The organism is Zavarzinia sp., from assembly GCF_049306435.1.
Lineage (GTDB): Bacteria > Pseudomonadota > Alphaproteobacteria > Zavarziniales > Zavarziniaceae > Zavarzinia.
Window position 1 is genome coordinate 35,168 of sequence record NZ_JBAQRT010000161.1, and the last position, 12,290, is coordinate 47,457.

Below are 12,290 nucleotides of genomic sequence, written 5' to 3' on the forward strand. Positions count from 1 at the left end.
GCCCTATTTGAACATGCCCTTGCGGCCGTTCGGGGCATAGAGGTCGAAGCAGACGGTCAGCGCCTTGGTCGCCTTGCTGGAACCTTTCAGGTTCACGGTCCAGGAGCGCCCGTCCGCCATGGCGAGATTCATGGCGTTGCCGGCCTTGAACGCGATCCAGAACTGGGCATCGTAGCCGAGGCTGGAAACCATGCCCTGGGGATCGTCGATGGTGACGCCGGCGAATGTATCGTAGCGCCGGTCGATCTGCATCTGCATCGCCGTGGTCGAGCCGACGCGGAGCTGCCACTTCGGGCTCCAGAAGGCGATGATCACGCCCTGATCGGCCAGCAGGATCGACAGCACCATGCCGTCGTCGAAGGAGGTTTCCATGCCGCAATGGCCGAAACTGCCGTCGTCGTTCTGATAGGCGTAGGTCGTCCAGTAACCGGAGACATATTCGTCGATCCGCTTGCCGGCGAAAGCCGGCGTCGCCGCCATGACGAGGGCCGCGAGTATGGCGATGAAACGCATGATCGATTGTCCCCATGTTGATCCCCGGGGCAAGGATAACAAAGGCCGCCGACAAAGGCGACCCGGCGCGCCACCCTGGTTCAGGGATGGCGCGCCGGGACCTCAGGCGACCTGGCTCTGCTCCGCGACGGCGTGGCCGAAGAAGGAGCGGCCGAGATCGTCGGTGATGGCGATCAGCTGCAGCTGCACCCAGTCGAGGAATTCGTGCAAGCCGCCGCCCAGCACCATTTCGATGGAGCGGTTGGCGAGCGTGCCCCGGACGCCGTCGAGGATTTCCAGCGTGCGGTTGCCCGCGCGCAGGCCATAACGCTGGCGCAGGCGCACCACGATTTCGTCGATCGAGGCGATGCAGACCGCGGTCGAACGCGGGAAGGCATTGTTGAAGATCAGGAAACCGGCGACCGATCCCGGGCTCATGCCGCGCGGCTGAACCCGGCGATAGGCGTGATAGCCGGCGGCCGAGCGCAGCAGGGCGTTCCACTGCGAGACATCGAGCGGCGAGCCCACTTCCGCCGCGCCGGGCAGCAGCAGGTGATACTTGATGTCGAGCAGGCGGGTGCCCTGGTCGGCCCGCTCGATCAGCTTGCCGAGCTGGTAGAAATACCAGCCCTCGTCGCGATAGAGCGTGCCTTCGAGGATGCCGGTATGAGTCTGGCAGCCTTCCTTGATCTTCGAGCAGATGCGCGACAGGTCGGCCCGGCCGACATCGGCCGGGGTCAATGTCCGCAGCCAGCTGTGGAACATGTTCAGCTGGGTCCACAGCTCGGTCGAGATCAGCGGCCGCAGGGTGCGGGCATTGTCGCGCGCGGCCTTGATCGAGGAATAGATCGAGGTGTGGTTCTCGGGATCCAGCAGATAATAGTGGATGACGTTGTTCGCGGTCGCCGCCTGATGCTTCTTGAAGAAGGGCTCGGCGTCGGCGTGAAGATTCACGATCGACAGCCAGTTTTGCGATCCGCGAGCATCGCGGCTGAAGGTCTCGTTGACGTCGAGAATACGCGCCAGGTTCTCGGCTCGCTCCATGGAGCGGGCCAGCCAGAACATGTCTTCGGCGAAACGGGCAAGAAGTCTAGCCAAGCACCCACGTGTCTTTCGACCCGCCTCCCTGGCTTGAGTTGACGACAAGCGAGCCGCGACGAAGCGCGACCCGGGTGAGACCGCCGGGCAGGACCCAGGTGGATTTGCCGGTGATGGCGAAGGGCCGCAGGTCGACATGGCGAGGTTCGACCTCGCCTTCGACCAGGGTCGGGCAGACCGACAGCTGGATCGTCGGCTGGCTGATGTAGTTGGACGGGTCCGCCAGCAGGCTGGCGCGGCAGGCCTCAAGCTCTTCCTTCGACGCCTTGGGGCCGACCGTGATGCCATAGCCACCGGATTCGGCGACCGGCTTCACGACGAGCTTGTCGAGATTGGCGAGCGTATAGGCGAGGGCTTCCGGTTCCCGGCAGATGTGGGTCAGCACATTGTCGAGAATGGCGTCTTCCTGCATGTAGTATTTGATCAGCCGCGGCATATAGGCGTAGACCGCCTTGTCGTCGGCGACGCCGGTGCCGACCGAATTGGCCAGCGCGACATTGCCGGCCCGGACGGCCCGCATCAGCCCGGCGACGCCCAGTGTCGATTCCGGGCGGAACACCTCGGGGTCGAGGAAGTCGTCGTTCAGGCGGCGATAGATCGTGTGAACCCGCTCCAGCCCGCCCGTGGTCTTCATGTAGACCCGGTCGTTCTCGACGATGAGATCGCGGCCCTCGACGAGGGGCACGCCCATTTCGCGGGCGAGGAAGATGTGCTCGAAATAGGCGGAATTATAGGCCCCGGGCGACAGCAGCACGACCTGGGGATCGACCGCGTCGGGCGGCGCGATCTCGACCATGGCTTCCTGCAGCTTGGGGCCGTAATTGTCGACCGGCAGGATCGAGATGTCGGTGGTCAGATCCGGGAAGGCCCGCAACATCATGTTGCGGTTCTCGAGGACATAGGACACGCCCGACGGGGTCCGGGCATTGTCCTCGAGGACCATGAACTTGCCCTTGTCGTCGCGCACCACGTCGATGCCGCAGATGTTGGCATAGGCGCCGTGGGGGATCTTCACCCCGATCATCTCGGGCCGGTAGTTGCTGTTGTTCAGCACCAGTTCGGCCGGGATGATGCCGTCCTTCAGCGCGTGCTGGGGGCCGTAGACATCGGCGAGGAACAGGTTGATCGCCGTAACCCGCTGGATGACGCCGGCCTCGAGGTGAGCCCAGTCCTCGCGGCTGAGGATGCGCGGGATGACGTCGAAGGGCAGGATCCGGTCGATGGCATCCTTGTCGGAATAGACCGTGAAGGTGATGCCGAGGTTGTAAAGCTCGCGTTCGGCGTCTTCGGACCGGCGCTGAAGCGCATCAAGATCGAGCTGCGCCAGCCGCTCGCGGATGGCCACCGTATGCTCCACCGGGGGCGTATCGTGCTGCCCCATGATCTCGCAATAGAATGGACCTTGATCATATCGGGACAGAACGCCGCTCATCCAAGTCCTCGCTTCATCGGTGAATCGAGCCTAGCAAACTAATCCGATGCGCCGCATCAAAAATCGGCACATTCAGCTCAGACCTTGGACGGTGCATCGTTTTTGAGCGGAACGACATCGACGCCGACCTGAAGCCGGTGCGATCCGCCGCCGATGATGATGCCGCGAAGCGGCGCGACATCGTCGTAATCCCGCCCGCAGGCGAGGATGATGTGGTCGAGGCCGGGGATGCAGTCGTTGGTCGGATCAAGCTCCAGCCAGCGGTCGGGGCCGATCCAGACCGCGACCCAGGCGTGGGACTGGTCGGAGCCGACGAGGCGCGGCCGGCCCGGCGGCGGCGTGGTGCGCAGATAACCGCTGACGTATCGCGCGGGCAGGCCGAGCGAGCGCAGGCAGGCGATCATCAGATGGGCGAAATCCTGACACACGCCGCGTTTCACGCTGAGCACTTCCGAGGGCGGGGTCGTCACCGTCGTCGCCTGCGGATCGAAGGTGAATTCGGTGTTGATGCGGGTGTTGAAGGCGAGCAGGGCCTCGATCACCGGGCGGCCCGGGGGAAAGTCCTCGGCGGCATATTCGGCGAATTCCCGATCCACCCCGATCAGCGTCGAATCCTGCAGGAAGGCAAAGGCGTCCAGGGTTTCCGGTCCCGCCGCGTCGAGCCGGGCGCGCAGCGCGTCCCAGGCCGGGGCCGAGGCCGGATCCGGCGCGGGCTCGCCCACGATCTCGATCTCGATCAGGGATTCGACGATCAGTTTCTGGTGCGGTTCCTCGACCGCGAACTGGACGATGGGATTGTCGAAGGCATCGTGCCGCTCGTTCCAGGTCGAAGGCTCGGGAATGACGCGCAGCTCGTGGCGCAACAGGCGCTGGCGGCTGCTGTCGCGCGGCTTCAGATGGGCGAGATGATGGGCGAGGGTGACCGGCTCGCCATAGTCATAGACCGTGTTGTGACGGGCCTCGAAGCGGATCATGGCTTGATCACCGTGCGGATCGGCCCGCCGGGCCGGACGGCCAGGGCATGGCTGAAATAGGTCTGCGAGATGATGTCGGACAGCTCGGGCAGGGTTACATGAACGGCGTCGATCAGGGCTTCCAGCTCGACATGGCGGCCATCGGCGCCGGTCCCGGCGAGGCGCATGATTTCGGCCGCGCGCAATTCGGCGAGGGCGGTCTGGGCCAGCAGCCGCGCCGCGCCCGAGCCGAAGGCGCCGCGCTCCCGCGGCAGGTTCTCGACATGGTCGGCGAGCGCCCACATCTGCCGCGCCAGCGAGCGGGGATTGGCCTCGTCGAGCAGCAGGAGATCGAGCACCGGGGCGAATTGCGCCGCGGTGAAATAGCGCGCGCGATAGGTCATGAAACTGTCGGCGATCTCGAGCGCGAGGTCGAGGGCGCGGCCGCCGCCGTCCGCCCCGCCGACGATGAGTTCGCGCGCCAGTTCGACCGAGCACAGCGCCCGCTCCACCCGCCGGCCCAGATCCATGAAGCGCCAGGCCTGGCCCCGGGTCATGTTTTCCATGCCAAGGCCCGACAGGGCGGCCATGGAGGCGACGATCGAATCGAAACATTCGAGGAGGCCGACATAGTCGCCGGGGGTCGCCTTGCCGATATCCGCGATCTGGCCATGCAGGTTCAGCAGTACCCGGGTCATGTCGACCGACAGGCGGTCGCGCACCATGCCCGTGTTCATGTTCAGGCGGCGCACCATGGAGGCAAAGCCGCTGGAGCGGGTCTCGTCGGTCAGATGGGGCAGCAGGTCGGTATCGAAGCGTTCCCGGTCGCTGATCGCCAGCGCGGCCAGCTTCGGCGTGATCTCGCCGAAGGAGGCGAGGAAGGCGGCGCCCGGGCCGATTTCTTCCTGCGCGGCCTGGCCACCGCCATCGGTCAGGCGCTGGACGAGGGCCCGCAGGGCGCGAACGCCGAATTCCGCCCGCTCGGCATAACGCCCGACCCAATAGAGATCGTCGGCGACCCGGCTCGGCAGGTTATTGCCCTGGCGCCGTACCTCGACCGTGGTATCGGGCGGCCGCAACAGGCTGAACTGCTCGACCGGCGCGCTGGACAGCACCCAGGCATCCTTGGACAGGCCACCCTGCTGCAGGCGGAGGATCGGGCGATCCGGCGTCGGCGCGATGCGGACGAGGGCGCCCGGCATCACGGAAAAGCCCCGCTCGGTCGCCGTCAGGAAGGCGCGCATGGCGATGGGCTGCGGCCGGGGGCCTTCCGCCGTGAAGCAGGGTGCCGTCGACAGGCGCACCGGCGCCTGGCCGACGCCATCATAGGGATGGTCGCCAAAATGGCGGGCCCAGCTTTCGGCCGTGTCGGGCGGCGCGACCCCGATCCGGGGGAAGGCCGGGCGCAGGGCGTAATTGCCACCGCGCGCCATCAGCCGGTCGCGGCCCTGCGGCTCGCCCGCCCAGACCGTGTCGATATTGGTCAGTTGCAGATCTTCATCCAGCAGGTGGCGCGACAGGGCCGGCAGGAAGGGCATCAGGGCCGGGGTCTCGACCAGGCCGGTGCCCAGCGCGTTGGCGACGATGACATGACCCGCCAGCACCGCCTGCACCAGGCCGGCGACGCCGAGCGAGGAATCGCCGCGCAGCTCGAGCGGATCGCAGAAATCGTCGTCGACCCGGCGCAGGATGACGTCGACCGGCTCCAGCCCGCCCAGGGTCTTCAGGAAGACGCGGTTGCCGCGCACGGTCAGGTCATTGCCCTCGACCAGCGTGTAGCCGAGGTAGCGCGCCAGATAGGCGTGCTCGAAATAGGTCTCGTTATAGGGACCGGGGGTGAGCAGCACGATGCGCGGATAGCGCGTCCAGGGCGCGAGGTTGCGCAGGGTCTGGCGCAGCCGGTCGAACCAGGCGGCGAGGCGCTTCACCTTCATCGCGCGGTAGGCTTCCGCCAGCGAGCGCGAGGTGATGATGCGGTTTTCCAGCGCGTAACCGGCGCCGGCCGGGGTGCGCGTGCGGTCGCCCACGACCTGCCAGCGGCCTTCCGGGTCGCGCACCAGATCGACGGCGTAGACATGCAGCCAGATCTCCGCCGGCGGCCGGAAACCGGCGAGCGGGCGCAGATAGTCCGGATTGCATTCGACGATGCCGGGATGCAGCACGCCGTCCTTCAACACCTTGCGCTCGCCGTAGAGATCGGTGAGCAGGGCGTTCATCAGGCGCCCGCGCTGGATGAGGCCCGCCTCGATCGTGGCCCATTCCGTCTCGGAAATGACGAGGGGGACAAGGTCGAGTTCGATCGCCCGGGCGGCGTTGCGCGGGTCGCCATAGACGTTGTAGGTGACGCCGTTGTCGTGCAGCAGCTGGCGGGCCCGGGCCGTGCGGTCGCCGAATTCCTGCTTGCCGAGGCCGACCAGCGATTCGGTCAGCTCCTTCCAGTGCGGGCGAAGGGCGCCGTTCTCGTCGACGCTCTCGTCGAAGGTGCCGGGCAGGGGTTGATAGTCGCGCAGACGATCACCGCCGCCGGCAGCGGATTCGCCGGCCGGCAGGGGCAGAGGGATTTGTGCCCCGTCCTCGGGGCCTTGCGGTTCGATCGCCAGACTCACGCGGGGCATCGTATCAGGCAGGTCGGGGGCCGCCATGACTTTTCACGATCATTTTGCTCTTGAATCAATGCGGTCAATTCGCGGCCTTGTGCGGTCAATGTCCCGAAACACGGCCCCCCATCCAGGGGTTGGGGGCCGTTTCCGAGGACTATTGGCGGCGCAGATCGAGGGTCAGCGGAAATTCCCGCGTCACTTCGACCGGACCCAGGGTCATCGGCCCCGGGGTGTGACCGAAGCTGAAGAATCGGGCAAGGCGCCGGCCTTCCGCCTCATAGGCGTTCACGGGGGCGGTGACATAATTGCGCCCGCCGGGGTGCGAGACATGATAGGTGCAACCCCCGATCGACCGCCCCGACCATTCGTCGACGATATCGAAGACGAGGGGGCCGTGGGGCGGAATGGTCGGATGCAGCGCCGAGGCCGGCTGCCAGGCCCGGAAGCGCACGGCGGCGACATATTCGCCCTCGCGCCCGGTCGAGGTCAGCGGCACGCGGTAGCCATTGACCGAGACGGCATGGCGGCCATCGGTCATGCCGTTCATCTTCACCTGGATGCGCTCGACCGAGCTGTCGACGAAGCGGACCGTGCCACTCGCCATGCCTTCCTCGCCCAGCACATGCCAGGGCTCCATCGCCTGGCGCAGCTCCATGGTCAGGCCGCGCTGATGGATCGTGCCGTAGTGCGGGAAGCGGAACTCGAAATGCGGGTTCAGCCATTCGCGCTGGAACGGCACACCCCACTGGTTGAGGTCGGTGACGACATCGTCGAGATCGTCCGAGACGAAATGCGGCAGCAGGAAGCGGTCATGCAACTCGGTGCCCCAGCGCACGAGGCGCGCCGGATAGGGATGATCCCAGAAATGCGCGATCAGCGCCCGCAGGATCAGCTGCTGCACGCAGGACATGCGGGCGTGCGGCGGCATCTCGAAGGCGCGGAGTTCGAGAAGGCCGAGCCGGCCCGACGAACTGTCGGGCGAGAACAGCTTGTCGATGCAGAACTCCGAACGGTGGGTGTTACCCGTCACATCGCACAAGAGGTGGCGGAACAGGCGATCGACCAGCCAGGACGGGACATTGGTGTGGTCCGGCACCTGGCGGAAGGCGATCTCGAGTTCGTAGAGCGAATCGTGGCGCGCCTCGTCGATGCGCGGGGCCTGGCTGGTCGGTCCGATGAACATGCCCGAGAACAGATAGGACAGGCTGGGATGGTTCTGCCAGTAGCACAGCAGGCTGCGCAGCAGATGCGGCCGGCGCAGGAACGGGCTGTCCTCCGGCCGCGCGCCGCCGACGACGATATGGTTGCCGCCGCCGGTTCCGACATGGCGGCCATCGACCATGAATTTCTCGGAGGCGAGGCGGCAGACCCGCGCGTCCTCATAGAGGCTGGTGGTGATGTCCACCAGTTCGTCCCAGCTTTTCGCCGGATGGACGTTCACCTCGATCACGCCCGGATCGGGGGTGACCATGATGTTCTTCAGGCGCCAGTCCTTGGGCGGGCCGTAACCTTCGAGGATCACCGGCATGTCGAGGGCGATCGCCGTCTCCTCGATCCTGGCGATCAGGTCGACCCAGGCTTCGAGATAGGACTGCGGCGGCATGAAGACATAGAGCTTGCCCTTGCGGATCTCGACCGAAATCGCGGTGCGGATCACGCCGGGCATGGACACGCCGACGATGCTGCCCGGATGGGCGCCCGGCGGGGTCGTCGGCTCCGGCGGCGGCAGGGGCTTCGAGGGCAGGCGGCCGGGCATCTGGGACACCAGCGTGCTGGCCCCGGTCTGCAGCGGCGGGCGCGGCGCGAAGGGATCCTCCTCGAAGTGGTAGGGATAATCCTCCTTCTTCACCCAGGGCAGGCTCTGCAGCGGCAGGCGGTAGCCGACCGGCGAATCGCCCGGGGTCAGGAACACGCGCTTCGAGCGGAACTTCCAGGGTTTCGCCTGCCACAGCGGGCCTTCCATGGTCATCCAGCATTCGAGCGGCAGCACGAAGCCCGTGGGGGTGTCGAGGCCCTTGTCGAAGACGCGGCTCATGCGCTCGCGTTCCTCGGCGTCTTCCATGTTGTTCTCGAGCGGATCGACGTTGATCGGCAGGCGGCGCTCGCGCCACATCCAGTACCAGGGATCCTCGAAGGCGGCGATCGTGTTATCCGGCGCGACCTTCAGCTTCTCGCCCAAAGTGATCAGGAAGTTCTCACCCTGTTCGAGGGTGAAGCCATAGTCGACATTCTCGTCGGCGAGATATTTCTGCTGCTGCCACAGCGGCTCGCCATCGGCGCGCCAGTAGCAGCCCAGCGCCCAGCGCGGCAGCGATTCGCCCGGATACCATTTGCCCTGGCCGTAGTGCAGCACGCCGCCGGGGGCGTATTTGTCCTTCAGCTTGCGCACCAGCGTGTTGGCGAGGCCGCGCTTGGTCGGGCCGAGAGCCTCGGTGTTCCATTCGCCGCCGTCGAAATCGTCGATCGAGACGAAGGTCGGCTCGCCGCCCATGGTCAGGCGGACATCGCCCGCGACCAGGCGTTCCTCGACGCCGCGACCGGCGGCGAGAATCTCTTCCCACTGTTCGTCGGTATAGGGCTTGGTGACGCGGGCCGCCTCCTCGATGCGGGTGATCGACATCGAGAAGTCGAACTCGACCCCGGCCTCGTCGACGATGCCGGCGATCGGCGCGGCGCTGCTCGGCTCGGGCGAACAGGCGAGCGGCAGATGGCCCTCGCCGGCGAAGAGGCCCGACGTCGGGTCGAGGCCGACCCAGCCGGCACCCGGCAGATAGACTTCGGTCCAGGCATGAAGATCGGTGAAATCGACCTCGGTCCCCGAAGGCCCGTCGATGGATTTCACGTCGGGCGCCAGCTGAATCAGATAGCCCGAGACGAAGCGCGCGGCCAGCTTCAGGTGGCGCAGCAGATGGACGAGCAGCCAGGCCGAATCGCGGCAGCTGCCCTTCTTCAGGGTCAGGGTTTCTTCCGGGGTCTGCACGCCCGGCTCCATGCGGATGACATAGGAGACGTGGCGATGGACGAGGCGGTTCAGATCGACGAGGAAATCGACCGTGCCGCGCTCGCGCCGGTCGACCTTGGCGAGGAGGGCGGCCAGTTCCTTGCCCGGCGCCCCGACCTCGAGATAGGGCTTCAGTTCATGGGCCAGCGCCGGCTCATAGGCGAAGGGCGCCCGTTCGGCGCTTTTCTCCAGGAAGAAGTCGAAAGGGTTGATGATCGCGAGTTCCGCGACCAGATCGACCTCGACCGCGAACTCCCGGGTCTTTTCCGGGAAGACGACGCGGGCGAGATAATTCGACTGCGGGTCCTGCTGCCAGTTCAGAAAATGGACGGAAGGCGTGATGCGCAGGGAATAGCCCGTGACAGGCGTGCGGCAGTGCGGCGCCGGGCGCAGACGAATGGTCTGCGGCCCCAGATTGACCAGGCGGTCATAGGTGTAGGTCGTCTTGTGATTGAGGGCCACCCTGATGGTCATGCTCGCTCCAGGATCGCGACGGCTGGCACCGTCGACGCAAAAGACAATGGCACGGTTACGTTGTGATCATTCATTGGCATTGATTGAACCCGAAGATGGCGCTGCCGTCGAGGGGTGAACGCATATTGGGCAGGGCATGGGGCGCTGCCTCATCCTTGGTCAGACCTTCATGGGCAGAATCACCATGGGGATGCCCTTGAGGTGCAGGCGGCGCTGCACGGCGAGGGCGGTGTGGTTGTGCAGCAGGCGGCTGAACAGGCTGTCCCGGCCGAAGATCAGCTTCGAGGCGAAGAAGACCGCGTGGGGATAGGTTTCCATCAGCTTCTCGGCCAGCCGGGCCAGTTCATGGGCGGCATCGGTGCCATAGGCGGCCTTGCTCGCCGCCGGCAGGCCCCGGCGCTGGCAATAGCGCTCGAACTCGCCGAGGCTGGCCTCGACATCGGCGGTCATGCGGGCGAGTTGTTCGCTGCCCCGGAACGATTCCGAATCGACTTCGCCCACGGAAATGAAGACGAAATTGCGGAAATGCCCGGGGAACATGCGCCGCACCGCCAGCAGCGTGTGCATCCCCGCGCCGAAACTGCGCCCGACCATGAAGATGGCGGTGGGCAGGGCGGGGTCGACCGCGGGCACCGATTCGACCGGCGCGCTGCGCGTCGTCGTCGCGAAGAGCGCGTCGATCTTGGCGATCTCGACCGCGGTCTGGTCGTAATGGCGGCGGATGGCGAGGCCGAGCACGATGACGAGGCTGGTGATGATCACCGTCAGCCAGCCCCCCTCGAAGAATTTCTCGAACAGGGTGACGACCAGGATCGAGCCGGCGACGATGAGGGCCAGCCCCGCCTGCAGCAGACTGCCGATGCTGGCGTCGCGGGTCCCGAGCTGTCGCCACCAGTGGCGGACGAGGCCGGCGAGGCACAGGGTGAAGGTCAGGAAGACATTGATCGAATAGAGCACGACCAGCAGCGAGACCTTGCCCCCGGTGATGACCAGAAGGGTGAGCGCGGCGATGCCCATCAGAAAGATGCCATTCTGGGTCACCAGCCGGACCGACAGATAGGCGAAGGCGTGGGGCGCCCAGCGGTCGGCCGCCATGTTGGCGAGCACGGAAGGCCCGCCGAGGAAGCCCGTATTGGCGGCGACGAACAGCAGCCCAGCCGCCAGGACCATGACGATCAGCAGGGCGACACTCTGCGCCAGGCTGCCGTCGCCGAAGGTCTCGCCCAGGATCGCCTTGAAGGTGGTGGCGTTCAGCGTCTCGCCCGGGACATGGCCGACGTTCCACAGGAGGTAGAGCGAGATCAGCCCGGCGGCGGTCACCGCCAGCGATGTCGCCATCAGGGCCATGGTCCATTGCCCGGTGCGCACCCGGGGCTCGCGCAGGATATGCACATTGTTCGAGACCGCCTCGATCCCGGTATAGGTGCCGGCGCCCAGCGAATAGGCGCGCAGCAGCAGGGAGGCGACGGCGACCCAGCCGATTTCGCCGGTCAGGCTCGAGGTTTCGCTGAAGGTCGCGGGCAGGAGGCCGGGCAATTGCTCGGCATGGGCCAGGATCCCGCCGAGGATGAGCAGGAGATGGGTGCCGACGAAACCGAGGAAGATCGGCACCAGCAGCCTCAAGGGCTCCTTCATGCCACGCAGGTTCAGCACCATGAGGCCGAGGATGGTCGCGATCTCGACCCCGAGCTTGGCGCCCTGCCAGGTGACCGGCAGCAGGCTGAACAGGGCATCCACCCCGCTCGCCACTGAAATCGCGATGGTCAGCACGTAATCGACCATCAGCGCCGAGCCGGAGACGAGGCCGGCATGGGGGCCGAGCAGGGTGCTCGCGACCTTGTAGCCGCCCCCGCCCGAGGGAAACAGCCGGATCACCTGATTATAGGCCAGCGAGATGACGAAGACGGTCAGCGCCGTCATCAAGGCGATATAGAGCGCGAGATGGGTGTGATGGCCAAGGGCGAGGAAGGCTTCCTCCGGCCCGTAGTTGGCGGACGACAATCCATCGGCGCCCAGCCCGACCCAGGCGAGGAAGGCCGCCAGCGCCATGTGCTGCCGTGTATCCCTGGAGAGCGGATCCTTGGGGGCGCCGACTATGGCCCTGTACAAACGTCTGATCACGAAACCGCCACCCCTCGCCCCGCTGTTCGCAGTGTACACCGGACGAAGGGCGGCGAAAGCGGGATTGCCGCGAGGGGCCTTCCCGTCTCGAGGTCCCGGCCTTCGCCGGGACGACGCAT

At 66.2% G+C, this 12,290-nt stretch carries 7 protein-coding genes; all 7 read right to left on the reverse strand.

Annotated features, from left to right (window positions below):
• Positions 1–3 precede the first annotated feature (3 nt).
• Positions 4–513 (reverse strand): hypothetical protein, encoded by a 510-nt coding sequence (locus tag WAZ62_RS09015; protein ID WP_422643192.1) that lies wholly within the window; start codon positions 511–513, stop codon positions 4–6.
• A 102-nt stretch (positions 514–615) separates the two neighbouring features.
• The gene (locus tag WAZ62_RS09020; protein ID WP_422643193.1) at positions 616–1,590 is read right to left on the reverse strand and encodes an alpha-E domain-containing protein; all 975 of its coding nucleotides are present in this window, start codon (positions 1,588–1,590) and stop codon (positions 616–618) included.
• Positions 1,583–2,971, reverse strand: coding sequence for a circularly permuted type 2 ATP-grasp protein (locus tag WAZ62_RS09025; protein ID WP_422643194.1), 1,389 nt, complete (start codon positions 2,969–2,971; stop codon positions 1,583–1,585). Before WAZ62_RS09025 ends, WAZ62_RS09020 begins: the two co-directional genes overlap by 8 nt.
• A 128-nt stretch (positions 2,972–3,099) precedes the next feature.
• Positions 3,100–3,996: a transglutaminase family protein gene (locus WAZ62_RS09030; RefSeq protein WP_422643195.1), complete on the reverse strand. Its 897-nt coding sequence runs from the start codon at positions 3,994–3,996 to the stop codon at positions 3,100–3,102.
• A complete protein-coding gene (locus WAZ62_RS09035) occupies positions 3,993–6,581 on the reverse strand; it encodes a circularly permuted type 2 ATP-grasp protein (protein ID WP_422643196.1) in 2,589 nt (862 codons plus the stop codon). The genes WAZ62_RS09030 and WAZ62_RS09035 overlap by 4 nt, the downstream gene beginning before the upstream one ends.
• A 148-nt stretch (positions 6,582–6,729) precedes the next feature.
• The gene (locus WAZ62_RS09040) at positions 6,730–10,050 is read right to left on the reverse strand and encodes a DUF2126 domain-containing protein (RefSeq protein ID WP_422643197.1); all 3,321 of its coding nucleotides are present in this window, start codon (positions 10,048–10,050) and stop codon (positions 6,730–6,732) included.
• Between the two features lie 159 nt (positions 10,051–10,209).
• Positions 10,210–12,171 carry an APC family permease gene (locus tag WAZ62_RS09045; protein WP_422643198.1) on the reverse strand — a complete coding sequence of 654 codons (1,962 nt, stop codon included), beginning with the start codon at positions 12,169–12,171 and terminating at the stop codon, positions 10,210–10,212.
• Positions 12,172–12,290 lie beyond the last annotated feature (119 nt).

What these genes read in the sequence shown, in the direction of transcription:
- WAZ62_RS09015 (WP_422643192.1), bottom strand. Translation starts at nt 513, where the DNA reads ATGCGTTTCATCGCCATACTCGCGGCCCTCGTCATGGCGGCGACGCCG.
- WAZ62_RS09025 (WP_422643194.1), bottom strand. Translation starts at nt 2,971, where the DNA reads ATGGGGCAGCACGATACGCCCCCGGTGGAGCATACGGTGGCCATCCGC.
- WAZ62_RS09030 (WP_422643195.1), bottom strand. Translation starts at nt 3,996, where the DNA reads ATGATCCGCTTCGAGGCCCGTCACAACACGGTCTATGACTATGGCGAG.
- WAZ62_RS09040 (WP_422643197.1), bottom strand. Translation starts at nt 10,050, where the DNA reads ATGACCATCAGGGTGGCCCTCAATCACAAGACGACCTACACCTATGAC.